Genomic DNA, 25,807 nt, shown 5'->3' with positions numbered 1-25,807 from the left:
CCCGGCCGTCAGCGGCGCTTGCGGCGCCGGAGGAAGGCGAAGCCGACCACGATCAGCGCCACACTCTGCGGCGGATCGGAGATGTCGTAGCCGAGGTCCTTGAGGATGCCGATCTCGATCGGGCTCAGGGTCCGCACCCCCAGGCCGGTGTCGGTGGCGGCGTTCATCAGCTTGGCATTGGAACCGGTGAACTTCGTGTCGTCCAGGTGCGACATCGAACTGCCGGATTCCCAGGGGCTGGGCGTGTAGAGCGGGACGGGGTGGCCGTTGTTGGCCGCCATCGCATTGGGTCCGCCGAAGTACAGGCCCTGGTTGCCGCCGGTCAGATACGAGTCATAGGCGGACAGCCAGGTGAAATTGCTGTCGATCGGATGGGTGCCGTTGGCGGTTACGACGAAGCCGTCGTAGGTGGTCCAGTTGTTGCCGGTGTTGTTGCCTGCACTGTCGATCACCGACAGGAAGCCCAGGGTGTGTACCAATTCGTGCAGGGCGGTGGACTGGAAGTCGTATTGGCCCGGCGCCACCGAATCGCCGTAGGCCCACGAGTATTTGAAGTTCCACGAGATCTGACCGTCGGCCGCTGCGCCGTTGGAGTCCACTCCGGTCTGAATCTTCTTCTGCACCACGGTGTTGTAGAAGCCCGGATCGGACGAGATCAGGTCGCTGCCCGCCGACGCGAGCTCCGAGGTGAAGAAGGAGTACTGCCCGGTGACGTCGTAGGTGATGGTCACCGGCTGCGGCGCCTTGATGGTGGAGGACAGGTAGATCGCCGCCGATTGCAGCGCGGCACGAGCCGCACTCGACCAGTATTGCGAGCCGGAGCCGAAGATGAAGCTGAACGCGACCCGGATCGCGGTGTCGTTCTGGGTCACCGAGACCAGCGCGCCGGTGCTCGCCGAACGCAGCGGGTCGAGCAGGTTGATGTGGAACCCGGTGTCGGTGGCCGACAGGGTGAACGCGTCCACGCCGCCGAACCCGGTGCCCGGCGTGTAGACGTAGTTTCCCGCGGAATCGACTGTGACACTGCCGTAGTGGGGGGTCTGAGTGATGGCGTAGACGATCGGATCGCCTTCTGGGTCAACGGCATTGAGGCTGCCGCTGATGACTCCGCCGGTCTGGCCCGAGGTCTGCACGGGTGCGACGGTGGGCGCCTGGTTGAAGAAGGTGCGGCGCACCAGCAGGCCGATGCCCTCGAACAGCGAGCCCACCGAGTTCACCAGGTTGGTGAAGACGTCGGTGATCGAGGACGCAGAAGCTGCCGCACTCGGCACGCGCAGCGCACCGATGTCGTCTGCGACCGGCGCTGCTGCGGCGGTGGGGGCGCTCGGGCTCGGGGTGGCCGAGACGGTGACGACGGTGGTCGCGGTGCCGGGGGCGGCGGTCGAGACGGCGCTACTGTTCGGGCTCGACGGCCCGGAGTCGCTGACGGCGGACTCGGGGGCCGGTGCCCGCCCGGTGCGCCCGGTGGCCGGCAGGCGACCCACCACGGTGCGGGTGCTCACGGTGGTGCCCGCCGTGGTCCGTGCCGCGCCCGCGCTGGAGGGCTCGCCGGCCGATGCCGACCCGGGCGCAGTGGTAGCCGAGGTGCGGGCTGATCGAGCGGAGTGGCCGGTGGCTGTGCCGGACTTCGCCGGACCCGCGGAGCTCGATCCGGAATCCTGGTCTGGCCCGTCGGCTGCCGCGATACCAAGGGCTTGCGGTCCGGCCAGTGACAACCCGACAGCGAACGCCGCTGCGCCGATCCGAACGCTGATCCGGGGTGTCGACATCGCACTACCCGCCTTCCCCGCCTCCGCGCAGATCGGTATCTGCGGTGGCGTTGATTTTAGGGTGCGGGGCCGGCTCACTCGCCCTAGACGGGGAAACGGGCGGTCAAGAGCCCCCTGTCAGGATTGAACTGACGACCTACGCTTTACAAGAGCGTTGCTCTACCACTGAGCTAAGGAGGCGTGACCCGTTCACAGGTGAGCGGGCCGCTAACAGACTATCGGGTGGCTACTCGTCTTCGTCGCGGACCAACCGGTCGCTGCGGACCCGTTCGGAGGCGACCGGCTGCGGCGGGGTGTAGCGGCGGCGGCCGGGGATCGGGATCCGGTCGGCGATAGTGCTCAGCGGGTTGACCACCAGGCTCAGGGTGGTCACCGCCTCGCGCAGCGTCTCGATGGTCGGTGCGAGTGCTTCCAGGCCAGGTGCCAATCGGTTGAGCGTGTCGGCGACGTCGGCCAGCTGTTCGAGCGGTCCGTTGCGCGCCGTCAGCTTCTCGACCAGACCGCCTTCGGCCAGCAGCCGGTCGGCCAGACCTTCTTCGCCCAGCACGCGTTCGATCAGGCCGTCCTCGTCGAGCAACTGGTCCACCAGCCCGCCGGGCGCCAGCGCCCGCTCGAGGCCGCCGCCCTCGGCGGTCAGCCGGTCCAGCAACCCGTCCTGGGCGGTGATCCGGTCGATCAGGCCACCCGGACGCATCAGTCGGTCCAGCGGACCGTCCGGTGCCAGCGCCCGGCCCAGGGGAGCGTCATCGTCGAGGAGCTGGGCGATCTTGTTGGCGCGCGCGACGGTGTCTTCGAGGCCGAACATCTGCGCCACCGAGTTCGGCGTGCTGGACATGCCGGCTTCCCCCAGCGTCCGTCTGGTCAGGTCGAGGCCCGCCCTGGCGACGTCCAAGCCCGCCTCGGCGGCGGCCAGACCCACCTTGACCGGTGTGGTGGCCAGCCCTACCAGCGTTTTTGCCAGGTCCATCGGACAAGTGTAGGACTGGCGAGAATGCGGGACCGGCGGTATCACTGAAGTACGTGATCACGACTCACAGGAAGTCCACAGGCCCCTGGCAGCGGGATTTCACCATCGTAAGAGGAAATTGACAGCATGGCCGCACCTGTAACCACCGAAACCAAGCCCGAGGCACGAGTCCTGGTCGTCGATGACGAAACCAACATCGTCGAACTCCTCTCGGTCAGCCTGAAGTTCCAGGGCTTCGAGGTACACACCGCATCCAGTGGACCTGCGGCGCTCGACCGCGCCCGGGAGGTCCGGCCCGACGCGGTGATCCTCGACGTGATGATGCCCGGGATGGACGGGTTCGGAGTGCTGCGCCGGCTGCGCGCCGACGGTATCGACGCCCCTGCCCTGTTCCTGACGGCTCGCGACAGCCTGCAGGACAAGATCGCCGGGCTGACCCTCGGCGGCGACGACTACGTCACCAAGCCGTTCAGCCTCGAAGAGGTGGTGGCCCGGCTGCGGGTGATCCTGCGCCGCGCCGGAAAGGGCGTCGAGGAACCGCGCAACTCCCGGCTGACGTTCGCCGACATCGAACTCGACGAGGACACCCACGAGGTGTGGAAGGCCGGCGAACCCGTCTCGCTGTCGCCGACCGAGTTCACCCTGCTGCGCTACTTCGTCATCAACGCCGGCACCGTGCTGAGCAAGCCGAAGATCCTCGACCACGTCTGGCGCTACGACTTCGGCGGCGACGTCAACGTCGTCGAGTCCTACGTGTCGTACCTGCGTCGCAAGATCGACACCGGCGAGAAGCGGCTGCTGCACACCCTGCGCGGGGTCGGGTACGTGCTGCGGGAGCCGCGATAATCCGGCGCTCCGCGCTGCGGCGCGGGGACAATGGGGCGATGCCACCGCCGTATCACCGTGCCCTGCCACTGCGGGTCGGCCTGGTCGCAGCCATGCTGCTGTTGGTGGGCCTCGGACTGTTGGCCTCCGGTGTCGCAGTCACCTCGACGCTGCGGCATGACCTCATCAACCGCGCCGACCAAACCCTGATCGACGCCTCGCGCGGCTGGGCCCAGGCCCCGCGCCGCAGCATGCCGCCGCCCGACGAAGGCCCCAACCCGGCCCGCCCGCCGTCGAACTTCTACGTGCGCGGCGTCGATACCGACGGCAACGTCTGGATGGCGGTCAACGACCGCGACGCCGAACCGGACCTGCCCGACGACAACGATGTCGGCCCGGTGCCGGTGACCATCGGTTCGCTGGACAGGTCGGCCGTGCAGTGGCGTGCGGTGTCGGTGCGCGGGCCCAGCGGCGAGTTGACCACTGTCGCCGTCGACCTGTCCGATGTGCAGTCCACCGTGCGGTCGCTGGCCTGGTCGCAGGTCGCCATCGGTACCGCCGTGCTGGTGATTCTCGGCGTGGTCGGCTACTGGGTGGTGCACCGTAGCCTGCGCCCCCTGGTCGAAGTCGAGCGCACCGCCGCAGCGATCGCCGCCGGAGAGCTGGATCGCCGTGTGCCCGAACGTGATCCGCGTACCGAGGTGGGCCGGTTGTCACTCGCCCTCAACGGCATGCTCGCCCAGATCCAAAGTGCCATGGCCTCATCGGTGGCTTCTGCCGACCATGCCCGGATGTCCGAGGAACGCATGCGCCGGTTCATCACCGACGCCAGCCATGAACTGCGTACCCCCTTGACCACCATCCGCGGATTCGCCGAGCTGTATCGCCAGGGGGCGGCCAAGGACGTCGAGATGCTGATGTCGCGCATCGAGAGTGAGTCCCGGCGGATGGGCCTGCTCGTCGACGACCTGCTGCTGCTGGCCCGACTGGATGCGCAACGCCCGCTGGAACGCCGGCGGGTCGACTTGCTGGCACTGGCCACCGACGCGGTTCACGACGCGCAGTCGATCGCCCCCCGGCGCACCATCACCATGGAGGTGTTCGACGGCCCGGGCACGCCCGAGGTGCTCGGTGACGAGGCCCGGCTGCGTCAGGTGCTCGGCAACCTGGTGGCCAACGCGTTGCAGCACACCCCGGAAACGGCGCGGATCACCGTGCGGGTGGGGACGGCCGACGACGATGCCGTGCTCGAGGTCGCCGACGAAGGTCCGGGTATGACGCAGGAAGACGCGCAGCGGGTGTTCGAGCGGTTCTACCGAACCGACTCCTCGCGGGCCCGCTCCAGCGGGGGCACCGGACTGGGGCTGTCGATCGTGGATTCGCTGGTCTATGCCCACGGCGGCCGGGTCACGGTGACGACTGCGCCGGGGCAGGGGTGTTGCTTCCGGGTGAGCCTGCCGCGCATCGCCGATGTCCCGGCAGCCGATGTGCCCGCAGCCATCGGCTGATCCGGTTCGCGGGGCCGGCTCAGCCGAGTTCGGCCAGCGCCGTGCGGATCTTGGCCTGCGCCTCGTCGAGTGACTCCGGTGACGGATTGTGGTCGACATGGGCGAAGCCGTAGTCGGACAAGCCGTAGGCCGGAAAGACGTGCACGTGCAGATGCGGCACCTCGTGTCCGGCGATGATGAGCCCAGCGCGGTCGGCGCCGAAGGCGGCGCACACGGCCTTGCCGATCTTCTGCGATACCGCCATGACCTTGTTGAGCAACTCGGGCTCGGTATCAAGCCACTTGTCGACCTCGGTGCGCGGCACCACCAACGTGTGGCCCTGGGTCATCGGCTCGATCGTCAGGAAGGCGACGACGTCGTCGTCCTCGTACACGAAACGACCGGGTATCTCACGGTTGATGATCATGGTGAAGACTGACGCCATGGGCCCAAGCATAGGAGAGGCGCTCGGCGGCGCTGCTGGCCAGCACACGGCTAGCTCACAGCAAGCCCCCAGACCCGGCCCAGTCCGGTGGCAGCTGGGCACGACAGCATCGTCGCTATGGCCGACACCTTGCCGGGCGAGTTGACGACTGCTCAGCCCAGCTCCGCAGGGGCCCCTCCGGTTCACTACGTCCTCGACATCGTCGTGCCCGTCTACAACGAGGAACGCGATCTGCCCGAGTGTGTGCACCGACTGCACGAGTACCTGTCGACCGAGGTGCCGTATCGGGCCCGAATCCTTATCGCGGACAACGCCAGTACCGACGACACCCTGGCAGTGGCGCACCGGCTGGCCGGTGAGCTCCCCGATGTCGACGTGCTGCATCTGGACGCCAAGGGTCGCGGTGGCGCGCTGGCTACGGCGTGGAGGTCCTCACCTGCCGACGTGGTCGCCTATATGGACGTCGACCTGTCGACCGATCTGTCGGCGCTGATGCCGTTGGTGGCGCCGTTGGTCTCGGGACACTCCGACATTGCGATCGGCTCCCGACTGGCGGCGTCCTCGCGGGTGGTGCGCGGGGCAAAACGTGAAGTGATCTCCCGCGGATACAACCTGCTGCTCCGCAGCGTGCTCGGCGCCCGGTTCTCGGACGCCCAATGTGGCTTCAAGGCCATGCGATCCGATGTCGCGCGCCAGTTGCTGCCCCTGGTGGTCGACACCGGCTGGTTCTTCGACACCGAACTGCTGGTGCTGGCCGAGCGCGCCGGGCTGCGCATCCACGAGGTGCCGGTCGATTGGGTGGACGATCCCGACTCCCGGGTCGACATCGTCGGGACCGCAATCGAAGACCTGCGTGGCTGCTGGCGGGTAGGACGGGCGCTGGCCTCCGGTGCGCTGCCACTGCGGGAGTTGCAGGCGGCGCTGGGCCGCGAACCGCTGGTGCCCGGCGTGCCCCGCGGCATGGTGGGTCAACTGGTGCGGTTCGGCCTGATCGGCATCGCCAGCACGATCGCCTATGCGCTGCTCTACCTGTCGCTGCACGAGGAACTCAAGGCCCAGGTCGCCAACTTCACCGCGCTGTTGGTGACGGCGCTGCTCAACACCGCCGCCAACCGTGCCTTCACCTTCGGCATCCGTGGCCGCGCCGGCGTCGCACGCCACCACCTGCACGGCCTCCTGGTCTTCGGATTCGGGTTGATGATCACCAGTGGATCGCTGTACCTGCTGCACCGTTTCGACCCCACGGTGGACAAGGTGGTGGAGCTGTCGGTGCTCGTGGTGGCCAATCTGATCGCAACTGTCGTGAGGTTCCTGGCGCTGCGTCAGGTATTCGGCAGGGCGCGATGACGGTCGTCGCCGAGCGACCCGCCGTCGAGGGCGCCGAGCCCGTCACCAACCGGCCGCGAGTGTCGTCGCAGCGATGGGCGCTGCTGGTGCTGCTCGCCGGCACCGCAGTGCTCTACATCTGGCACCTCGATCGTTCGGGCTGGGCGAACTCGTTCTATTCGGCTGCAGCACAGGCTGGTTCGGTCTCGTGGAAAGCCTTCCTGTTCGGGTCTTCGGATGCCGCCAACTCGATCACCGTCGACAAACCGCCGCTGGCACTGTGGTTTCCGTCGTTGGCGATCCGGGCGTTCGGCCTCAACCCGTGGAGCGTCCTGGTACCGCAGGCCCTGATGGGCGTCGCGTCGGTGGCGCTGCTGTGGGACACCGTGCGACGGCGGTCCGGTGAGACCGCTGGTCTGCTCGCCGGTCTGGTGCTGGCACTGACACCGGTGGCCGTGTCGATCTTCCGCTACAACAACCCCGATGCACTGCTGATCCTGCTCATGCTCGCCGCGGTGTGGGCCATGCTGCGGGCGATCGACGACGGCCGGTTGCGCTGGCTGCTGTTGTGCGGTGCCTTCGTGGGACTGGGGTATCTGACCAAACAACTCGAAGTCGCCCTGGTGCTGCCCGCGTTGGCGATCGGCTACCTGGTGAGCGGGCCGCGGACGCTACTGACCCGGCTGTGGCAGCTGGGTGCTGCGCTTGTCGCGGCGCTGGCCGCGGCCGGGTGGTGGGTGCTGCTGGTGCAACTGTGGCCGGCCCGTGACCGGCCGTGGATCGGTGGGACGCAGCACAACTCGATCCTCGAACTGACGTTGGGCTACAACGGTTTCGGCCGTCTCAATGGTGACGAGCCGGGCAGTGTGTCAGGGCTTGGTGTGAGTTCTTCGATTCACCCCGGCGGCCGGACCGCCACCCATCCGTGGGGGCAACCCGGTATCGCGCGGCTGTTCGAGCCGGCGCAGATCGGCGGCATCGGCTGGTTGCTTCCGGCGGCGCTGGTGTTCGCGGCGGCGCTGCTGATCTGGCGCGGCCGCGCCCCGCGGCGCGATCCGCTGCGGGCCGAGGTCCTGGTGTGGGCGCTGTGGCTGGTGGTCACCGCACTCGTGTTCAGCTTCATGGCCGGGATCTTCCACTCCTATTACACCGTGGCGCTGGCACCATCGATCGCCGCGCTCGCCGGGATCGGAAGCGTGATCGGCTGGCGGCACCGCGAAACCATCTGGGCCAGAGTGACTTTGACGGTTGCCGTCACGCTGACTGTACTCACCGCCTACCGCACGCTGGCCGGGTCCGCCGACTTCCAGCCGTGGTTGCGCTGGGCGATCGTTGTCGCCGGAGCGGCGCTGGTGTGCTGGCTGGCGGTCGGTGCGCCCTTGGCCATGCGGAGCCCGACCCGGTACGCGGCTGCTGGGCTGGCCGCGGTGGTCCTGCTCGGCGGCCCCACCGCGTACAGCCTGGCCACGGTGGCCCACGGTAATTCGGGGGCGCTGCCGATCGCCGGCCCGCTACCGCATTTCGTGACCGCGATGACCAAGGGGGTGGCGGTGGTCCCGCGTGCCCAGGTCACCGTCGTCAAGGGCCCGGGCTTCCTGCTGCCCGCGGGCGCCTCCGGTCACAACACCCATCTGGTGGGGTGCTCACTACTGGACTCCGGCATTCCCGATCCGGAGATCGTCGCACTGCTGGACGCTGACGCGAACTCCTACACCTGGGTGGCGGCGACCATCGGATCAACCTGTGCCGCAGGCTATCAGCTCGCCACCGGACACCCGGTGATGCCCGTCGGCGGATTCAACGGCACCGATCCCGCGCCGGCACCCGATGAGTTCCTGCGTCTGACGCTGGCCAAGCGGATCCACTATTTCATCGTCACCAACCCCATCCACGAGGACAAGTGGGGCCATCTGGACACCAACGCCCTGATTCAGCAGTGGGTGCAACGCAACTTCACCCCGATACGGGTCGGCCGAACCGAGATCTACGACCTGAGCCGCTAGCTCAGCGCAGCATCGCGGCGATATCGTCGAGCGACCACGGCGGCGCGTCGTGGTGATCCCGGTAGCCCAGCAGGCTGGGGGACGGCCGGTCGAAGCGGCCGACGAAACCGCCTGCAGCGATGAAGATCTGGCCGCTCACTCCGGCGGCCAGATCGCTGACGAGATAGGCGTACATCGGTGCCACGTACTCCGGTGGTGCGGCATCCAGTGCACCTTGAGCGCTGACCTCGTCGAGCATGCCACGACGGCGTAACGTCGCGATCTGTTCCTCGTACTGGGTCCCCGTGGACAGCCGTGTCCTGGCTCCCGGGCACACCACGTTGGCGCGTACCCCGTGCTCGGCGAGCTCGGCGGCGATCGCGACGGTCAGGCCGTTGACCGCGCCCTTGCCTGCCGGGTAGCCCGTCCCACCGTAATCGCCGAGGAACGCGAACGAACTGGTGTTGACGATCGCACCGCGCTGACGCGCCACCATCTTCGGTGCCGCTGCCCGGCAGGTGGCGAAGACCGTGCCCAGATGCACGTCGATGAGATCGCGGAACTGCTCTGCGGTGATGTCCAGGATCGACGACCCCGGCGGTTCCGCGGTTCCCGCACAGTTCACCAGGGCATCGATGGCGCCGAACTCGTTCTCGCACAGAGCGATAAGCTCCTCGGCAACCTCGGGTTCGGCAGCTGATCCGGCATGCGCGACGGCTCGGCCGCCGGCATCGGTGATCGCGGTGACGGTCGCTTCGACGGCAACGGCGTCGCGGCCGTTGACCACCACACCGGCACCGCACTCGGCGAGCGTGGCCGAGACGGCCGCACCGATCCCGCGCGACCCTCCGGCGACCACGACACCGAAACCGGCGAGCGGCCCGTCACTCACCGTCAGTCGGAGCCTGGTACATGAGGCGGTCCCAGTTGCCCCTGGCCTCCGTCGGCGCTGGCGCGCCACCTCCGGCCAGCGTCACTGAACCGCCTGGCCGAACTGCATGCCTTCCATGTTCCAGTAGCCGCGCATGTTGGTGATCAGGCCCGCGTCGTTGACCCGGTAGGTGAACACCCCGCGGACGGTGCTGGTCAGTCCGCCTTCGAACTGGCTGCGCAGCACCAGGATATGGGCCACCTCCCGCGGTGAGCTGGAGGGAAACGTCTCCTCGCAGGTGACCCGCAGGTTATTGATGGCGATGTTGGTGTCGTAGAACGCCGCGACCGCATCCTTGCCGCGCACGCCCAGACCGTCGGGGTTGGTGACGGCTTGGCCGATCGGGTCCTCGATCACCACATCGTCGGCCATCAGGCCCAGCCAGCCCTCGCGGTCGTGCGACATCACCGCACGCCACGAGGCCTGGGAGGCGGCCAGCGCGGGAGAAGCCTCGGTTGTCTTTTGCGACATGACGATTCGGATCAGCGATCTTCGTCGGTGTAGCGGATGACGCCGCGGATGTTGCGGCCGTCCAGCATGTCCTGGTAGCCCTCGTTGATCTGCTCCAGGCGGTACTGCCGGGTGATCATGTCATCGAGGTTGAGCTTGCCGACCTTGTACATCGAGAGCAGATGCGGGATGTCGTAGTACGGGTTACCGCCGCCGAAGATGGTGCCCTGCAGGTTCTTCTGCATCAGGGTGAGCATCGCCAGGTTGAGGTTGACGTTGGTGTCGAGCATGCTGCCGATGGCTGTCATCACGCAGGTGCCGGACTTCGAGGTGATGTTCATGTAGTTGTCGACGTCGGCACCGTGCACCTCACCGACGGTGACGATGACCTTCTTGGCCATGAAGCCCTGGGTCACCTCCGCGATACCGGCCATCGCGGACTCGATGTCCTCGTAGACGTGGGTGGCGCCGAACTTGAGCGCCTGGTCACGCTTCCATTCCACCGGGTCGATGGCGAAGACGTAGCGGGCACCGGAGTTGACCGCGCCCTGCAGGGCCGACATGCCGACACCGCCGACACCGACGATCGCCACGTCTTCCCCGGGCTTGACCTGTGCGGTGTGGGTGGCCGAGCCGTAGCCGGTGGTCACGCCGCAGCCGACCAGGCAGGCGACCTCGAACGGGATGTCCTTGGGAATCGGTACGACCGAGGACTCGTGGACCACCATGTACGGCGAGAAGGTGCCCAGCAGGGTCATCGGGAAGACGGGCAGGCCGTCGGTGGTGTGGATGCGGTGGGTGCCGTCGGAGATGGCGGTGCCCGCCAGCAGGCCGGCGCCGAGATCGCAGAGGTTGCGCAGACCGGCCTGACACGACGGGCATGTGCCGCAGGACGGGATGAACGACATCACCACGTGGTCGCCGACGGCGACGCCCTCGACACCCTCACCGATCTCGATCACGACACCGGCGCCCTCGTGGCCGCCGAGCACCGGGAAGCCGAACATCGGGATGCCGCCGGTCACCAGGTGGTGGTCGGAGTGGCACATGCCCGACGCTTCCATCTGGACCTTGACCTCGCCCTTCTTCGGGTCGCCGATCTCGATCTCCTCGATCGTCCATGGCTGGTTGAACTCACGGATGAGTGCACCTTTTGTCTTCACTGCGAACCTCCACTCGCAAACCCATCCCCAGGGTTTTCCCGGGGAGCCGGCGTCGCCGGATGGTCGATCAAGGACAAAGTAGAACGTGTTCCTGTTCTGCAGGCCATTATGACCTGTGTCACCCCACCGTATACCGCGGGGCGGCATTGTTGACAGGCGTCGAGTAAATCACCAGATCGGGACGGGAGCCGCACCGAGGGGGTAGTAGCCGGGCAGCTTCTCGCCGGCCAGGCTGCGCTCGATGCGCTGGGACATCCCCTTGGACAGCTTGCCGTCCTTCATCAGCTGCAAATACAGCTTCTGCACGTGGCCGAAGTCGAAGAAGTCGCGCTGCCACTCGATCTTGGCGTTGGCGTCCAGCCGGAACCAGCTGCCGCCGATGCCGTAGATTTCCTCGGAGTTCCCATCGGCATCGGTGGCCACCTGCTTCCAGAAGCCCACCACCTCGCCGATCTTGTCGTCGATGATCACCTTCTGGTACGGGTAGCTCCAGCCCTCCAGGCCGAACATCTCCAGACCCAGCGCGATGTCCCGGATCTCGTCGACGCCGACGCACATGACGTCCTCCTTGGGGCCGATGTTCCAGCCGTAGGTGGCGTCATCGGTGTAGAACTCGGCCAGCCCGGTCCAGTCGCCCTCGGCTTCGGCGACCCGGTTGGCCTCCAGCCACCGCTCGACGAAATCTTCCAGAACCTCACGCGGCAATGACGGCATTGTCAGTCCTTCTCTCGAATGGATAGTGCTCGGGTGGGACACATCTCGACGGCGAGCTCGATCTGCGGGCGCGCCTCGTCAGGTGGTTCGTGGTCCAGGATCTCGACCGGGCCGCGCTTGGGCACCCGGAAGTAGTCGGGTGCCTCCAGCTCGCACATGGCGTGGCCCTGGCACAGGTCCTCGTCGAGTTCCACGCGGTAACAGCCCATGGCCGACTCCTAGGAGGTGCGCTTGCGGTAGCGGACGCTGGCCGGACGGGCCAGCTGGACCACCATCTTCGAGTGGTCGTTGTGGTAGCTGTCCGCGGGCTGGGCCATCTCGAACTCATACTCGCGCAACAGAACCGAGAAGATCGCCTTGATCTGCATCTGCGCGAATGCCGCGCCAACGCAGCGGTGCCTGCCCGCCCCGAACGGGATCCAGGTCCACCGATGGACGACGTCGGCCTCCATCGGCTTGTCGTAGCGGGTGGGGTCGAAGCCGTCCGGATCCGGGAAGTCTTCCGGGATGCGGTTGGAGATCGCCGGGGAGGCGGCGACGAAATCACCCTTGTGGATCGGGAAGCCCTCGACTTCGAACTCGCCCTGGGCCACCCGCATCAGGATGATCAGCGGTGGATGCAGCCGCAGCGTCTCCTTGAGTACGTTCTCCAACTTCGGGATCTGGCGCAGCGCATGGAAACTCACCTCCTGGCCGTCGGCGTACAGCTCGTCGAGTTCCTGCTGCACCTGGGCATAGACCTCGGGGTGGCGCAACAGCTCGATCAGCGTCCACGACGAGGTTCCCGAACTGGTGTGGTGCCCGGCGAACATCAGCGAGATGAACATCCCGGTGATCTCGTTGGCGGTGAACTGGGCGTTGCCGTCGGCGTCCTTGATGGACACCAGCACGTCGAGCAGATCGCGGTCAGATTTGTCCTTGGGCGGGTTGGCGATTCGCTGGTCCATCACGCCCTGCACCAGCTCGACGAGTCCGGCCCGGGCCTCGTCACGGATCCGGAAGCTCTCGATGTCGAGGTAGGGGTCGACGTAGCACAGCGGGTCGGTGCCGCGCTCGAGCAGGTGGTAGTAGTTGGCGAACCGGGAGTCCAGCTGGTTGCGGAATTTCGGGCCGATCAGGCATGCGGTGGAGGTGTAGATGGTCAGCTCGGCGAAGAACTCGAGCAGGTCGATTTCTCCACTCTCACCCCAGTTTTCGATCATCTTGCGCACTTCGCGCTCGATGGTCACGGCGTGGCCCTTCATGTGGTCGCCCCGCAGCGCGGTGTTGTGCAGCATCTCCGAGCGGCGTTCGGGGCTCGCGTCGAACACCACCCCCTCGCCGAAGATGGGCGTCATGAACGGATACGCCTCGGCCTGGTCGAGGTCGTCATCGGAGGACCGGAAGAAGAACTCGTTGGGCTCGGCGCCGGTGAGCAGAATGACCTTCTTGCCGGCGAGCTGGAACCAGCCGACGTCACCGCACTCCTCGCGTAGCCGCTTCATCAACCCGATCGGGTCGGTGCGGAACTCCTCGAGGTGGCCGTGTTCCTCCTCGCCGCCCGAGACGCGCGGAACTTCCTTGAGCGAGCTGGCGGTCACGATTCCTCCCGGTACTTCAACTGCTGACGTTCTTTGGGCCCGTTGGACAATGGCGCCTCGGGCTGAACTTCGATCGACACGATGAACCCGCCACGCGGGGTATCGGCGACGAACGCGATGGCGCGGGCCAGGTCGGATGCGCGCAGGAAGTAGTCGTGCCGGGCCTGACCCCACTTGGCCCAGTCCTCGAGCGCGGGGCCGATCAGCTCGCCGGGCAGGCTCCAGCCCATCGAGGTCTTGGTCGGGCCGGGGTGCACGATCGATGCCCGAACGCCGGTGCCCTCGAGCTCCATCTGTAGGTTGGTCACCATGGCGACCAGGCCCGCCTTCGCCGCGCCGTAGGCGCCCATGTGCGGGCGCTGGCGCAGCGAGACATCCGACCCGACGAAGATGACGTCGCCGCGCTGACGTTCGATCATCCCCGGCAGCACGGCGTTCGCCAGCCGGAAGGCGCCCATCAGATGGATCTGCAGCTGCGACTCGAAGTCGTCCGGGCTGATCTCGTAGAGCCGGCCGAAATAGGTGTCGCCGGCGCCGGCCACCAGCAGCTCGATCTCGCCGAGCGCTTCGGTGGCGCCGTGCACGTAGCCCTTCACCGACTCGGGATCGGTCACGTCGAGCGGAAGGGCAACCGCCTCACCACCTTCGGCGCGGATCTGGTCGACGAGCTCCTGGCACTTCTCGACGCGCCGGGCGCCCAGTGCCACGGGGTAGCCGCGGGATGCGAGCTCCAGGGCGGTGGCGGCACCGATTCCGGAGGATGCCCCTGCGACCAGGGCTGGCCGGCGGGCCGGGTTGGGTTCGAAACGGGGCATCAGGCCTTCTTCACTGTGATGGGCAGGTTGGCAAAACCGCGCACGCTGCTGGAGTGCACCCGGACCGCGTTGGCCTCGTCGACCTCGAAGCCGTCGATCCGCTTGACGAACTCCTCCAGTGCCACCCGGCCCTCCATACGGGCCAGATGTGCGCCGAGGCAGAAGTGGGCACCGCTGCCGAAGCTCAACAACTTCGAGCCGATGTCGCGGCCGATCCGGAAATCGTCGGGGTCGTCGAAGACCCGCTCGTCGCGGTGCGCGGCACCCGGCACCAGCAGCAGCGTGTCACCCTCGTGCACCGTGGTGCCGTGGAACTCGACATCCTCGGCCACGGTGCGGGCCAGGATCTGGCTGGAGGTGTCATAGCGCAGCGTTTCCTCCACCCACAGCGGCACCCGAGCATGGTCGGAGAGCACCGTGGCCAGCTGGTCCTGGTTACGCCCCGCCCAAAAGACAGCATTGCCAAGCAGTTTGGTGGTGGTCTCGTTGCCGGCGACCACCATCAGGAACAGGAAGCCCATGATCTCTTCGTCGGTGAGCCGGTCGCCGTCGATCTCGGCCTCGATCAGTGCCGAGGTGAGGTCGTCACTGGGCTTGCGGCGGCGCTGCGCCACCATGTCGGCGTAGTAGACGAACAGCTTGATCGACGCCTCGATGGCCGAGGGCGGCACGTCGGTGACACCGTCCTCGCGGTGCATCACCCCGTCGGCCAGTGCGCGCAGGTGCTGGCGGTCCTCCCGCGGCACGCCCACCAGCTCCGAGATGACGTCCATCGGCAGCTTGCCGGCGAATTCGGTGATGAAGTCGAAGCTTTCGCTCGCCAGGGCGGCGTCGAGATGCTCGGTGGTCAGTTGGAGCACCCGCGGTTCCAGCTCGCGGATCCGCCGCGGGGTGAAGCCCTTCGAGACCAGGGTGCGCAACCGGAGATGGTCGGGGTCGTCCATGGCCAGGAAGGACATGGTCTTACTGGCTTCCGGGGTGCGCGAGATGGGGTCGAGTGCCACGCCCAGCTTGTTCGACAGCGCGACGCTGTTGCGAAAGCCCTTGTGCACGTCGGCATGCCGAGTCAGGGCCCAGAAGTTCAGTTCATCGTTGCGGTAGAGCGGGGCTTCGTCGCGGAGCCGCTTGTAGTAGGGGTAGGGGTCCTCGTGGAAGTTGTAGTCGTAGGGATCGAGGACCAGCTCGACGGGATGTTGTCCGGTTGGAGCGGCCATCAGTCGTCGTCTCCCAGGATCAGGCCGACCACATAGGCCATCCGGTCGGCGACTTGGTGGTAGGTCAGGGCGCCACTGCCGGCGTGCACCAGCGCGCCGTAGTACGTCATCTCCAGCGCCGAGACGATCCGGTGATCGGCGTCGGGGCCCAGGGCGGACTTGATGCGCTTGTGGATCTGGGCGCCAATGCGGTCGCGCACCGGGCGCACGCCGGCGTCGTTGGACAGCACGGCGGTGGTGCAGGCGACGGCCACCTCGGGCTCGTCGGCGATCACCAGGGCGAGGGCTCGCAGCGTCTGCTGGACCCGACTGAGCTGGGTGTCGTTCACGTCGGTGAAGAACGGAGCCTGCTTGACCAGATCGAGGTAGACCTCGGCGATCAGGTGGTTCTTCGACGAGAAATAGGTGTAGGCCGTCGCCGGTGCCACCTTTGCCCGGGCGGCCACCGCGCGCACCGTCAGATCGGCGTAGGAAGTTTCGCGCAGCATCTCCCTGGCAGCGCTCACCACCTTGCGGAAGGTCTCTTCCTGGCGGCGATTGCGCGGAACATCGGCGCCGTCTGATGTGACGGCTAGCACGGCATCGCTGGACACTTGTCCAAGATAGCCACCCCGAGGTCGACTCGGCAAGTGTAACGGAAGAAATACCTGTTCATAAGGCATATAGGCGGAGGAGCGAGAAGAACCTTGCACCCTGCAGGGGTGGGCGGTTATGGTTCGACTGACAGCATGTCGGACATGTGTCCAATGAGAAGACGGGAGTCGCGGATGGCGATTGCGGCCGAGAACAGCAGCGATCTCTTCATCGACGGCAAGCTCGTGCCGGGCGGCAACGGCAGGTATCCGACCATCAACCCGGCGACCGAAGAGGTGTTGGGCACCGCGGCCGACGGCGACGCGCAGGACATGGACCGGGCCATCGAAGCCGCCCGCCGCGCGTTCGACACCACCGACTGGTCCACCAACACCGAACTGCGGGTGCGGTGCATCCGGCAGCTCCGCGACGCGATGAAGGCGAACATCGAACAGTTGCGGGAGATGACCATCGCCGAGGTCGGCGCTCCCCGCATGCTGACCGCGATGGCCCAGCTCGAAGGCCCGGTCGACGACCTGACATTCAGCGCCGATACCGCCGAGTCCTATCCGTGGCGCCAGGACCTCGGCGTCGCCTCGCCGATGGGTATCAAGACTGCCCGCACCATCGTCCGCGAGGCCGTCGGCGTTGTCGGCGCCATCACCCCGTGGAACTTCCCGCATCAGATCAACCTGGCCAAGCTGGGCCCCGCCCTGGCTGCCGGCAACACCCTGGTGCTCAAGCCGGCACCCGATACCCCTTGGTGTGCAGCGGTTCTCGGTGAACTGATCGCCGAGCACACCGACATCCCGCCAGGCGTGGTGAACATCGTGACGTCCAACGACCACGCGGTGGGTGCGCTGTTGTCCACCGATCCGCGGGTGGACATGGTGTCGTTCACGGGCTCGACCAACACCGGGCGCGCGGTGATGGCCGCCGGCGCGGCGACCATCAAGAAGGTGTTCCTGGAACTCGGCGGCAAGTCCGCGTTCCTGGTTCTCGACGACGCCGATCTGCCCGGTGCGTGCTCGATGGCGGCGTTCACCGCGTCCATGCATGCCGGCCAGGGGTGCGCCATCACGACTCGCCTGGTGGTGCCGCGCGGCCGCTATGACGAGGCTGTCGAGGCGGCCGCGGCGACGATGGCCGGGTTGAAGCCTGGTGATCCGACGAACCCCGGAACCATCTGCGGGCCGGTGATTTCCGAGCGCCAGCGCGACCGGGTGCAGTCCTACCTCGACCTCGCGATCACCGAGGGCGGCCGGTTCGCCTGCGGCGGCGGCAGCCCGGCCGACCGTGACAAGGGCTTCTTCATCGAGCCGACCGTCATCGCCGGCCTGGACAACACCGCCCGGGTGGCCCGCGAGGAGATCTTCGGCCCGGTGCTCACGGTGATCGCCCACGACGGTGACGACGATGCCGTCCGGATCGCCAACGACTCGCCGTTCGGCCTGTCCGGCACTGTCTTCAGTGCCGACCCGCAACGTGCCCAGGCCGTGGCGGCCCGGCTGCGGGTCGGCACCGTCAACGTCAACGGCGGAGTGTGGTACTCCGCGGACGTGCCCTTCGGCGGCTACAAGCAGTCCGGCGTCGGCAGGGAGATGGGTCTGGCCGGCTTCGAGGAATACCTCGAACTGAAAGTCATTGCCACAGCGGTCTGACCGCGCCACAGACTGGAGAGGAATTCGTATGGGACAGTTCGACAACAAGGTGGCGATTGTCACCGGCGCCGGCGGCGGTATCGGCCAGGCCTACGCCGAGGCGCTCGCGCGTGAGGGGGCGGCCGTGGTGGTCGCCGACATCAACACCGACGGTGCGCAGAAGGTGGCCGACGGCATCAAGGCTGAGGGCGGCACCGCGCTCGCCCTGCCGGTGGATGTCAGCAGCCCGGAGTCGGCCAAGGCAATGGCCGATGCGACGCTGGCCGAATTCGGCGGCATCGACTACCTGGTGAACAACGCGGCGATCTTCGGCGGCATGAAGCTGGACTTCCTGATCACCGTCGACTGGGACTACTACAAGAAGTTCATGAGCGTGAATCTCGACGGCGCGCTGGTGTGCACCCGGGCGGTCTACCGCAAGATGGCCAAGCGCGGTGGCGGTGCGATCATCAACCAGTCGTCCACCGCGGCCTGGCTGTACTCGAACTTCTACGGCCTGGCCAAGGCGGGCGTGAACAGCCTCACCCAGCAGCTGGCCACCGAACTGGGCGGCCAGAACATCCGGATCAATGCCATTGCGCCGGGCCCGATCAATACCGAGGCCAACCGCAGCACCACGCCTCAGGAGATGGTCGCCGACATCGTGAAGGGAATTCCGTTGTCGCGCATGGGCGAAGTCGACGACCTCGTCGGCATGTGCCTGTTCCTGCTGTCCGATCAGGCCAAGTGGATCACCGGGCAGATCTTCAATGTCGACGGCGGACAGATTTTCCGCTCGTGACGGCAACGAAGGCCGTCAAGGTCGGTTACATCGGGCTGGGAAACCAGGGAGCGCCGATGGCCAGGCGGCTTGCCGCGTGGCCGGGCGGACTCATCGTCTTCGACGTGCGAGCCGAAGCCATGGCGCCGTTGGTCGAGTTGGGTGCCACGCCCGCCGACAGTGTCGCCGATGTTGCGCGCGCCGACGTCATCGAAGTGACGGTGCTCAACGACGAGCAGGTCCGCGACGTGGTCGACCAACTCGCCGAACACGCCAAACCGGGCACGGTCATCGCGATCCACTCCACCATCGATCCGCACACCGCCCCGGAACTCGCCGAGCAGTTGGCGCCCAAAGGTATTCACGTCGTCGACGCCCCGGTCAGCGGTGGCGCCGGTGCGGCCGACAAGGGTGAACTGGCCGTCATGGTCGGCGCCGACGACGAGGCTTACGAATTGGTCAAGCCGGTGTTCAAGTCCTGGGCGTCGTTGGTGGTCCGGGCGGGTGAGCCCGGTGCGGGCACGCGGATGAAGCTGGCCCGAAACATGCTGACGTTCATCGGCTTTGCCGCTGCCTGCGAGGCGTCGAGGCTGGCCGAGGCGGCCGGGATCGACCTGCAGAAGCTGGGCCGGGTGGTCCGGCACAGCGACGCCCAGAGCGGTGGCCCCGGCGCGATCATGGTCCGTGACGACACCACGGCGCTGGCGCCGGATCATTGGATTTACGCCATGTTCGTGCACACCCGAGGTCTGGCGGAGAAGGATCTGACGTTGGCATTGGGCCTTGGTGAGGCCACCGGCGTGGAACTGCCGCTGGCCGAGATCGCGTTACGGGACCTGGCCGCCGGCCTCGGCGTGCCCCACACGAAGGAGTGACGATGGACGAGTTGCGCCGCAAGGGCCTGGAGAAGATGAACGAGGTCTACGGCTGGGACATGCCTGATATCGAGGGCAATCCGTTCTTCGATCTGACCGTCGAGCATCTGTTCGGCACCATCTGGACGCGACCGGGATTGTCCATGCGGGACAAGCGGATCATGACGCTGACCGCCGTCGCCGCACTCGGTATCGACGACCTCGCCGAGATCCAGGCCAATGCCGCCCTGCACAACAGCGAGCTCGACGCCGACGAGCTCAAGGAGATGGCGATCTTCTTGACGCACTACCTCGGTTTCCCGTTGGGTTCCAAGTTCGACGGCGCCGTCGGACGGGTGGTGGCCAAGCGCAAGAAGGCCGCCGAGAAGGGTGAAGGCGAGGACAAGCGAGCGAACGTCGACGCCGCGGTCAAGATGCACAGCGGCAAGAAGTTGGAAGACTGACCCGATGGGTCGGCTCAGGCGAGCCGATACCCGACGCCGGTCTCGGTATCGATGATCGGTGGCGGTCCGAGCTTTCGCCGCAACATCATCACGGTGTAGCGCACCGCTCCGGTGAAGGGATCGGCGTTCTCATCCCACACCTTTTCCAATAAGTGCTCGGCGGAGACGACCGCACCTCCCGCTCGCAGCAGCTCGGCCAGCACCGCGAACTCTTTGCGGGACAGGCTGATCGGTGTGCTGTCACGCGTGACGGTCAGCATGTGGGGATCGAGTCTGATGCCGCTTCGTTCCAGGACCGGCGGCACCGCCGGCTGTGATCGGCGGCCCAGTGCCTGGACCCGCGCGACGAGTTCACTGAACGCGAACGGCTTGCTCAGGTAGTCGTCGGCGCCGAGTTGCAACCCATCGACCCGATCGGCGACAGCGCTTGCCGCGGTGAGCATCAAGATGCGGGCGGTGCGGCCGGTGGTGGACAACTCGGCGCACACATCGTCGCCCGAAACCACCGGCAAGCCGCGGTCGAGCACGATGACGTCATAGTCGTTGACGGTCGCGCGTTCCAATCCGCTGGCTCCGTCGTAGGCGACGTCGACAGCCATTGCATGCCGGCGCAACCCCGCGGCGATCGCGTCAGCCAGCACCGTCTCATCCTCGACGACCAACACCCGCATGCGGAGAGTATGCCTCGGCCGGTGTTAGGCGGCTGTGCGGAGATTTCGGTACGCGGGGCGGGCGTGCGGCACGTAGAGCTCGTGCCGCACGCCCGCCGTTGTCCGGTCAGATCAGGCCGACTCCGGGCAGGCCAACACCTGCGCCGGGGAGTAAGCCGACCCCCGACGCGGGACCACCGACGCCGCCGAGGCCGGGACCGGGCAATGCCCCGACTCCGACCGCCCCGGCACCGGCGCCCGGCAGGACGCCAATCCCGGAGGCCGGGCCGCCCACGCCGCCCAGTCCGAGCCCGGGCAGGATGCCCGGCCCGGGTGCGCCCCAGCCCAGGCCGGGATCGGCGCTTGCGACTCCGCTCAGGGCAGCCAACGGCACGGCGATAGCCGCTGCGGCGGCAGCCAGACCCACGAGTGACCGCATCGCGATTTTCCGATTGTGCATAGTGAATTCTTCCTTCCGCACTGATGTGATCGCTGCATCCAGGTGTGCAGCTGTTGGCTCCCTGTCCTCTTCGACGAGCGAGCCAACGCTGAATCAGTTTGGTAAGTCGGATGTTCGACGACGGTGAGGAGAGTCCTCACGTCCACCAAACACCGGCTTTGGGACTGTGGGGTGGCCTCCAGCCGGCTGGAGGATCAGATGAGATGAAAGGACGGTCGAGTCCATGGCCACGTATTCCACGTCGAGGACACCGGTGCGGTATCGGGTCCTGTTCGGCGGCAGTGTTATTGTCGTTGTCTTGGCGGGTACCTTCGCCGCGCCCGCCGCCGCTGCCGACGACTGCACCGCTAGCGGGCTGGCCCGCACCATCTCGGGGGTAGCCGCCAACACCGCGGACTATCTCGAGGCGCACCCGGATGTCAACGACGCTTTCACCAGACTCAAGGGTGAGTCGCGTCCCCAGATGCGCACCGACGCCCAGCAATACCTCAACGCAAACCCTCAGGTTCGGGCGGATTGGCAACGCCTGCGGGCGCCACTCAATGACCTGGCCCAGCGTTGCGGTGTCGCATTCCCCGCCGGCCCGCTCGGCGGCTGAGCTGGGGCGCGAGGTCCGCCGGCGTTCCTCACGGCAATCAAACAGGGAATCGGCGACGATGATCGGGTGCAGGTATTCCGAACGGCCCAGTGGCTGGGCACGCCGCTACGGGGCAGGACGATCAGAACCAGGCTGACGGTTCTCTACGGCGGGGCCTTCTTCATCGCGGGGGCACTCCTGGTCGCGGTGATGTATTTTTACGTCCGTCAGTCGTTGGACAACAGTCCCGGACTCAATGCCTTGAACACCGCCCAGACCTTCCTGGGCGAGCGCGGGATGCAGGCGCACCCGCTGCTGGAAGATCTCGTCACCGGTCTGACCAAGCAGGCCGAACAACAGCGCCGCGACACATTGCGATCGATGCTGATCTGGTCGCTGGCGTGTCTGGCGGTCGTGGGTTTGGCCGCGTTCGCGTTCGGCTGGGTGTTGGCAGGGCGCGTCTTGCAACCGCTGCAGGAGATCACCGCGACCGCTCGCCGAGTGGTCGACCGCAACCTGCACGAGCGCATCTCGCTGTCCGGTCCGCCGGATGAGATCAAGGAACTGGCCGACACCTTCGACGCCATGCTCGAGCGTCTCGATAGGGCGTTCGACAGTCGATACCGCTTCGTGGCCAACGCATCTCACGAGTTGCGTACGCCATTGGCGATCAACCGGACGGTCATCGAGGTCGCTCTGGAGGATCCCGACCTGATGGAGCAGACCCGTCGGCTCGCCGAGACCCTGCTCGGCGTGAACAGGCGCCATGAACGACTGATCGACGGTCTGCTGGTGCTGGCCAGCAGCGACCAGCGCATCGATCGGTTGGTCCAGGTGGAGCTCGCCGATGCCGCCGACCAGGCCATTGCCAACGTGAGTCGGCAGGCCGCCCAGGCCGGGGTCCGGATCTCCTCGCGAATAACGTCGGCACGGGTGGCTGGTGATCCGGCCCTCTTACAACGCCTCATCGACAACCTGGTGGACAACGCCGTGCGCTACAACGTCCCGGAAGGTGGTTGGGTGCACGTCGGTGTCAAGGCCGACCCGTCCGGAGCTCACGTGCGCGTGGAGAATTCCGGACCACCGCTGTCGGAGGCTGACTTCGAGGTGATGTTCGAGCCGTTTCGGCGGCTGGGGAACGCCGATAGCCGAAGCAACGTCTTCACTGGTGCCGGCCTTGGGCTGTCGATCGTGCGCGCCGTCGCCGACGCACACGGCGCCCAGGTTCAGGTGTGGCCCGGGCCCCGTGGCGGCCTGGTGATCAATGTGGCGTTCCCGGTGGCTCAATAGCTGCCGCAGGTCTTTGCTACGGCCAGTAGTACCGCCTGTGCCTGCTGGCCCTCGGGGGTTCCGGCCTTCTGGTCGATCGTGTTCTGCCACTGCGGATGAGTCGTCAGAGCCTGCTGAACCATCTGCTGCCGTGTCTGGATAGGAGATGCAAGGAATCGCTGAAGCTTGGCCTGAGCCGGTGGGTATTGGGATAGTTCGGCAGCCAGGTCGGGCGCCTGTACATTCAGGGCCGCGATCACTTGCTGATAGCTGCAGGTGGTATTGATCAAGGGGCTCAGATCAGGCTGTGCCGAGGCGATGCCGGGTTGCGTCGCGCTGCAGAAGCCCAAGGCAATCAACGTGATTCCCGCCGTCATTGTGGTCCGTCGAGGCATGATGCAGTTCCTTTCGTTGGTACGGCGCGAGCTGTCGCGACGTGGACTTCAGTTGAGCACCAATGCCGTTGGGTCATCGTTTGGGCGCAGCGATTCTGCAAACGCCGAGCAAACACGTCGACTGGTCGACTGAGTGGCGTGAGTATGCGAATCCCGTTGACTCGCAACATTGGGCAGAACTACGAGAGAGGAATATCGATGCTCCTTGTCAAGTCAGGCGAGCGTTCGGCGGCCGTGATGGCTGCAGCGATGAGTGCGGCGGCTGCGATATCGGTGTGTGCCGTCGCTGGGGGGCCCCTTACCGAAAGTTCGGCGTGGCGGCTGGCAGCGTCCTCGCTGTCTGCCGAGGTTTCAGCCACGATTCACGATGTGCTGGCCGCCGCGCACAGTGCCGTGCACGCGGATCGGAGCGACCTCGTGGCCGGCCGGCAGGCGATCAGAGACACCCGTCGCGAGGCGGCCGGCGCGATCGGCGCCAGTGTTCTCAGCGGCTCGATCGGCGAGGGCCAGCTCAAGGAGATCACCAGTACCGCCGGGACCACCGTCGCCGACGAACGTCAGGCGAACAGCGAAACCCGAATGGACATCCACCAGACCCGGCAGGCCGCAGCGGGCGACATCCGCACCATCGTGTCCGAAAACCACGACGGATCCACGGTGCAGGCGGTGCGCGCCATCCTCGACACGGCGCAGATGGACAATGCGATCACCCGGTCGGCCATCGCCGCGGCCGCGGCCGACAACAAGACGATTCGGCGCGCCACCGCCAGTGATGTCGTGACGCTGCGCCGCAGCGCGCGGGCCGGCGACATCACCAAAGCCGATGCGGCTCAGCAGATCACCGCTGCGCGGCAAGCTGCTCACCAAGATATTGCCGACAATCGTGCTCAGATGGTGTCCTCGCACAAGGAGATCACCGCCACGCGTCGGCAAGCGGCACAGGACGTGGCGAAAGCCGTCCACGACGGCCGCGATGGGTAATGACGTGAGATGACCATCGGCTGGAGCCATCGCGGTCCGTCCGGGTTGGCTCCAGCCGGGCTCACACTGAGCGCGCTTGATAACACCGCGTCGGTTAAGGCAACGGTAAGGAAACGCGCGGATCGCAAACAGTTATCCGGTCGTGTCGTAAACGTGACATTTGTAGACCACTGTTACCAAAGTGAAATCGGGGGCCTCTCGGGTCCCGGTGACGGCAGGAGTGGCGGATGACTTCTCTGACGATGTACGACGCGTGGACTGCGCCGACCATGCTCAGCATGTGGAGCGAGCCGCCGACCAAACGTGCCAAAGTTGTTCACCGAGTGTCGAATTGGGTCGGCGTGGTCGATACCACGGCGCGGATTTCCTACCCGCTGGTGGCCACCGCCGCCGTCGTCTTCGCGGTGTTGATGTGGCCGGCCCCGGCCGACCCGCCGGCCCAGCCGCCGGTCGTCAAGGCGACGGCGCCGAGTTCGGTCCCACTGTCGCCGCACTGATCGCCCCGCGCGTCAGCGCACCCCCCACCCAGCGGCGCAGATACCGTCGCAAGGGGATGCCCTGTCGGGGCGGCCGGCCGGGGTCGAGCATGAACGACTGGATCGTCCGCAGCAGATGCTCGGCCAATTCGTCCAGGTCGGTGTCGGCGAATCCGTGATCGGTCCAATCGACGTCGAACCGCCGCAGCACCGAACGGCCTAGTTCCAGTGCGACATCGGAGGTGATCTCAGCGCTGAACGCACCACCGCGGTCCGGTCCCAGCAGCAGGCCCATGTGCTTGTCCTGGGGCAGGATCTCCAGGGCGGTCGCGATGGCTTCCGTCACCGCTTCGGCCGGATCGGTCATCCCCGCGACGCGGGCCGCGATGCGGTCCAGGAAACCGCCGGTGGCTTGCATGGCGGCGGCCTGCAGGAGCGCGTCGGTACTGGGGAAGTAGCGGTAGACGGTCTGTCTGGTGACGCCGAGGGTGCGGGCGACATCGGCGATGCTCAGGTCGGCACCGCGGGTGTCGATCGCCTTGTTAGCCGCGGCCAGGATCCGCTCGACCGCCTCTTCGTCGGTCGCCGGCGCCGACCCGGACCAGCCGTGGGTGCGCACGTCAGGCACCCACCGCTGCCGAGTAACCCACCGCACCGAAAACCAGCACGAGGACGCACAGCCCGAACGTGCCGGCCGCGAACGGCCAGGCGCGCTTGCGTCGGGCGAGCTGGACGATCGTCACCACCACGCCGGCCAGGCCGACCACCGCCGCCACTCCCAGCGCCGTCATGACCGCGGTGGCCGCGCCCTCGGCGCTGCACGTCGCGGGAGGGCAGTAGTCCAGGAAGGCCAGCGAGAAGATCCCGAAGAACACGGCGACCGCCCCCATCAGGATCGTGAACACCATGATCACGATCGAGACCGTCAAGTCAGCGGTGGAGCGCTGCGGCGCGGGCGCCGGATAGCCGGGGTACGCCGGGTAACCGGGGGGAGGCGGATAGCCGGGGTAGCCCATGAC

At 66.8% G+C, this 25,807-nt stretch carries 29 protein-coding genes and 1 tRNA gene; 12 read left to right on the top strand and 18 right to left on the bottom strand.

The genetic code is table 11. The features are described from left to right. Positions 1 to 8 precede the first annotated feature (8 nt). From G6N35_RS15935 to G6N35_RS15925, 3 genes are all read right to left on the bottom strand, one after another. On the bottom strand, positions 9 to 1,769 hold the full coding sequence (locus G6N35_RS15935) for an Ig-like domain-containing protein (protein ID WP_163805126.1): 1,761 nt from the start codon (positions 1,767 to 1,769) through the stop codon (positions 9 to 11). 108 nt (positions 1,770 to 1,877) lie between these two features. Then, positions 1,878 to 1,949: transfer RNA gene (locus G6N35_RS15930), tRNA-Thr, on the bottom strand. 46 nt (positions 1,950 to 1,995) lie between these two features. Continuing rightward, complete coding sequence (locus G6N35_RS15925; RefSeq protein ID WP_163805125.1) at positions 1,996 to 2,736, bottom strand: hypothetical protein; 741 nt, start codon at positions 2,734 to 2,736, stop codon at positions 1,996 to 1,998. Positions 2,737 to 2,862: 126 nt separating this feature from the next. On the opposite strand from G6N35_RS15925, the gene phoP reads away from it, so the two are divergent. Then, positions 2,863 to 3,582: a two-component system response regulator PhoP gene (gene phoP, locus G6N35_RS15920; RefSeq protein WP_163805124.1), complete on the top strand. Its 720-nt coding sequence runs from the start codon at positions 2,863 to 2,865 to the stop codon at positions 3,580 to 3,582. Positions 3,583 to 3,620: 38 nt separating this feature from the next. Further along, positions 3,621 to 5,069: a sensor histidine kinase gene (locus G6N35_RS15915; RefSeq protein ID WP_163805123.1), complete on the top strand. Its 1,449-nt coding sequence runs from the start codon at positions 3,621 to 3,623 to the stop codon at positions 5,067 to 5,069. A 19-nt stretch (positions 5,070 to 5,088) separates the two neighbouring features. Here G6N35_RS15915 and G6N35_RS15910 read toward each other — a convergent pair whose 3' ends face one another. Beyond that, positions 5,089 to 5,493 (bottom strand): HIT family protein, encoded by a 405-nt coding sequence (locus G6N35_RS15910; RefSeq protein ID WP_163805122.1) that lies wholly within the window; start codon positions 5,491 to 5,493, stop codon positions 5,089 to 5,091. A 117-nt stretch (positions 5,494 to 5,610) separates the two neighbouring features. Here G6N35_RS15910 and G6N35_RS15905 point away from each other — a divergent pair, with 117 nt between their 5' ends. Beyond that, a complete protein-coding gene (locus G6N35_RS15905) occupies positions 5,611 to 6,840 on the top strand; it encodes a bifunctional glycosyltransferase family 2/GtrA family protein (RefSeq protein ID WP_163805121.1) in 1,230 nt (409 codons plus the stop codon). Then, positions 6,837 to 8,822: a glycosyltransferase family 39 protein gene (locus G6N35_RS15900; protein ID WP_163805120.1), complete on the top strand. Its 1,986-nt coding sequence runs from the start codon at positions 6,837 to 6,839 to the stop codon at positions 8,820 to 8,822. Before G6N35_RS15905 ends, G6N35_RS15900 begins: the two co-directional genes overlap by 4 nt. A gap of 1 nt (position 8,823) precedes the next feature. Here G6N35_RS15900 and G6N35_RS15895 read toward each other — a convergent pair whose 3' ends face one another. The 9 genes from G6N35_RS15895 to G6N35_RS15855 all read right to left on the bottom strand — a co-directional run bounded on the left by G6N35_RS15895 (position 8,824) and on the right by G6N35_RS15855 (position 16,261). Beyond that, positions 8,824 to 9,660 (bottom strand): SDR family NAD(P)-dependent oxidoreductase, encoded by an 837-nt coding sequence (locus tag G6N35_RS15895; RefSeq protein ID WP_163807715.1) that lies wholly within the window; start codon positions 9,658 to 9,660, stop codon positions 8,824 to 8,826. Positions 9,661 to 9,774: 114 nt separating this feature from the next. Further along, a complete protein-coding gene (locus tag G6N35_RS15890; protein WP_163805119.1) occupies positions 9,775 to 10,203 on the bottom strand; it encodes a nuclear transport factor 2 family protein in 429 nt (142 codons plus the stop codon). A gap of 11 nt (positions 10,204 to 10,214) precedes the next feature. Continuing rightward, complete coding sequence (locus G6N35_RS15885; RefSeq protein WP_163805118.1) at positions 10,215 to 11,345, bottom strand: NDMA-dependent alcohol dehydrogenase; 1,131 nt, start codon at positions 11,343 to 11,345, stop codon at positions 10,215 to 10,217. A 168-nt stretch (positions 11,346 to 11,513) separates the two neighbouring features. After that, on the bottom strand, positions 11,514 to 12,059 hold the full coding sequence (locus G6N35_RS15880) for a Cif family virulence factor (protein WP_163805117.1): 546 nt from the start codon (positions 12,057 to 12,059) through the stop codon (positions 11,514 to 11,516). Positions 12,060 to 12,061: 2 nt separating this feature from the next. Further along, a complete protein-coding gene (locus G6N35_RS15875) occupies positions 12,062 to 12,268 on the bottom strand; it encodes a ferredoxin Fdx (protein WP_163805116.1) in 207 nt (68 codons plus the stop codon). Positions 12,269 to 12,277: 9 nt separating this feature from the next. Continuing rightward, complete coding sequence (locus G6N35_RS15870; RefSeq protein WP_163805115.1) at positions 12,278 to 13,639, bottom strand: lanosterol 14-alpha demethylase; 1,362 nt, start codon at positions 13,637 to 13,639, stop codon at positions 12,278 to 12,280. Then, positions 13,636 to 14,454, bottom strand: a complete 819-nt coding sequence (locus G6N35_RS15865) for an SDR family oxidoreductase (RefSeq protein WP_163805114.1) — start codon at positions 14,452 to 14,454, stop codon at positions 13,636 to 13,638. The genes G6N35_RS15870 and G6N35_RS15865 overlap by 4 nt, the downstream gene beginning before the upstream one ends. After that, positions 14,454 to 15,668 (bottom strand): cytochrome P450, encoded by a 1,215-nt coding sequence (locus G6N35_RS15860; RefSeq protein ID WP_163805113.1) that lies wholly within the window; start codon positions 15,666 to 15,668, stop codon positions 14,454 to 14,456. The genes G6N35_RS15865 and G6N35_RS15860 overlap by 1 nt, the downstream gene beginning before the upstream one ends. Continuing rightward, on the bottom strand, positions 15,668 to 16,261 hold the full coding sequence (locus G6N35_RS15855) for a TetR family transcriptional regulator (RefSeq protein ID WP_163805112.1): 594 nt from the start codon (positions 16,259 to 16,261) through the stop codon (positions 15,668 to 15,670). The genes G6N35_RS15860 and G6N35_RS15855 overlap by 1 nt, the downstream gene beginning before the upstream one ends. A 174-nt stretch (positions 16,262 to 16,435) precedes the next feature. Between G6N35_RS15855 and G6N35_RS15850 the strand changes: the two genes are divergently transcribed. The 4 genes from G6N35_RS15850 to G6N35_RS15835 are packed head-to-tail and all read left to right on the top strand — an operon-like array spanning position 16,436 to position 19,980. Next, on the top strand, positions 16,436 to 17,902 hold the full coding sequence (locus tag G6N35_RS15850) for an aldehyde dehydrogenase (protein ID WP_163805111.1): 1,467 nt from the start codon (positions 16,436 to 16,438) through the stop codon (positions 17,900 to 17,902). Positions 17,903 to 17,930: 28 nt separating this feature from the next. Then, entirely contained in the window at positions 17,931 to 18,683 is a 753-nt protein-coding gene (locus G6N35_RS15845; protein ID WP_163805110.1) for an SDR family oxidoreductase, read from the top strand. Then, entirely contained in the window at positions 18,680 to 19,537 is an 858-nt protein-coding gene (locus tag G6N35_RS15840; protein ID WP_281357011.1) for an NAD(P)-dependent oxidoreductase, read from the top strand. The genes G6N35_RS15845 and G6N35_RS15840 overlap by 4 nt, the downstream gene beginning before the upstream one ends. A 2-nt stretch (positions 19,538 to 19,539) precedes the next feature. Next, positions 19,540 to 19,980, top strand: a complete 441-nt coding sequence (locus G6N35_RS15835) for a carboxymuconolactone decarboxylase family protein (RefSeq protein WP_163805109.1) — start codon at positions 19,540 to 19,542, stop codon at positions 19,978 to 19,980. A gap of 14 nt (positions 19,981 to 19,994) precedes the next feature. Here the strand turns inward: G6N35_RS15835 and G6N35_RS15830 are convergent, their stop codons facing one another. Together G6N35_RS15830 and G6N35_RS15825 are read right to left on the bottom strand one after the other, a co-directional pair. Beyond that, positions 19,995 to 20,651 (bottom strand): response regulator transcription factor, encoded by a 657-nt coding sequence (locus tag G6N35_RS15830; RefSeq protein ID WP_163805108.1) that lies wholly within the window; start codon positions 20,649 to 20,651, stop codon positions 19,995 to 19,997. Positions 20,652 to 20,757: 106 nt separating this feature from the next. Further along, on the bottom strand, positions 20,758 to 21,069 hold the full coding sequence (locus G6N35_RS15825) for a hypothetical protein (RefSeq protein WP_246224330.1): 312 nt from the start codon (positions 21,067 to 21,069) through the stop codon (positions 20,758 to 20,760). Between the two features lie 244 nt (positions 21,070 to 21,313). Between G6N35_RS15825 and G6N35_RS15820 the strand changes: the two genes are divergently transcribed. Both G6N35_RS15820 and G6N35_RS15815 read left to right on the top strand, forming a co-directional pair. Next, on the top strand, positions 21,314 to 21,688 hold the full coding sequence (locus G6N35_RS15820; protein WP_163805106.1) for a heme-binding protein: 375 nt from the start codon (positions 21,314 to 21,316) through the stop codon (positions 21,686 to 21,688). Between the two features lie 66 nt (positions 21,689 to 21,754). After that, the gene (locus G6N35_RS15815) at positions 21,755 to 22,957 is read left to right on the top strand and encodes a sensor histidine kinase (RefSeq protein ID WP_246224329.1); all 1,203 of its coding nucleotides are present in this window, start codon (positions 21,755 to 21,757) and stop codon (positions 22,955 to 22,957) included. On the opposite strand, the gene G6N35_RS15810 is transcribed toward G6N35_RS15815, so the two are convergent. Continuing rightward, positions 22,951 to 23,313, bottom strand: a complete 363-nt coding sequence (locus G6N35_RS15810) for a hemophore-related protein (protein ID WP_246224328.1) — start codon at positions 23,311 to 23,313, stop codon at positions 22,951 to 22,953. The genes G6N35_RS15815 and G6N35_RS15810 overlap by 7 nt on opposite strands. A 387-nt stretch (positions 23,314 to 23,700) precedes the next feature. On the opposite strand from G6N35_RS15810, the gene G6N35_RS15805 reads away from it, so the two are divergent. Both G6N35_RS15805 and G6N35_RS15800 read left to right on the top strand, forming a co-directional pair. Continuing rightward, on the top strand, positions 23,701 to 24,312 hold the full coding sequence (locus G6N35_RS15805; protein ID WP_163805104.1) for a hypothetical protein: 612 nt from the start codon (positions 23,701 to 23,703) through the stop codon (positions 24,310 to 24,312). A 227-nt stretch (positions 24,313 to 24,539) separates the two neighbouring features. Then, a complete protein-coding gene (locus G6N35_RS15800) occupies positions 24,540 to 24,809 on the top strand; it encodes a hypothetical protein (RefSeq protein ID WP_163805103.1) in 270 nt (89 codons plus the stop codon). On the opposite strand, the gene G6N35_RS15795 is transcribed toward G6N35_RS15800, so the two are convergent. Both G6N35_RS15795 and G6N35_RS15790 read right to left on the bottom strand, forming a co-directional pair. Further along, positions 24,766 to 25,407, bottom strand: a complete 642-nt coding sequence (locus G6N35_RS15795) for a TetR/AcrR family transcriptional regulator (RefSeq protein WP_163807712.1) — start codon at positions 25,405 to 25,407, stop codon at positions 24,766 to 24,768. The genes G6N35_RS15800 and G6N35_RS15795 overlap by 44 nt on opposite strands. Before the next feature lies 1 nt (position 25,408). Continuing rightward, on the bottom strand, positions 25,409 to 25,804 hold the full coding sequence (locus tag G6N35_RS15790; RefSeq protein WP_163805102.1) for a hypothetical protein: 396 nt from the start codon (positions 25,802 to 25,804) through the stop codon (positions 25,409 to 25,411). Between the last annotated feature and the right edge of the window lie 3 nt (positions 25,805 to 25,807).

It is taken from the genome of Mycolicibacterium anyangense (genome assembly GCF_010731855.1).
Taxonomy (GTDB): Bacteria; Actinomycetota; Actinomycetes; order Mycobacteriales; family Mycobacteriaceae; genus Mycobacterium; species Mycobacterium anyangense.
The sequence above is the reverse complement of the archived record's forward strand: the minus strand, read 5'-3'. Positions and strand labels throughout refer to the sequence as shown.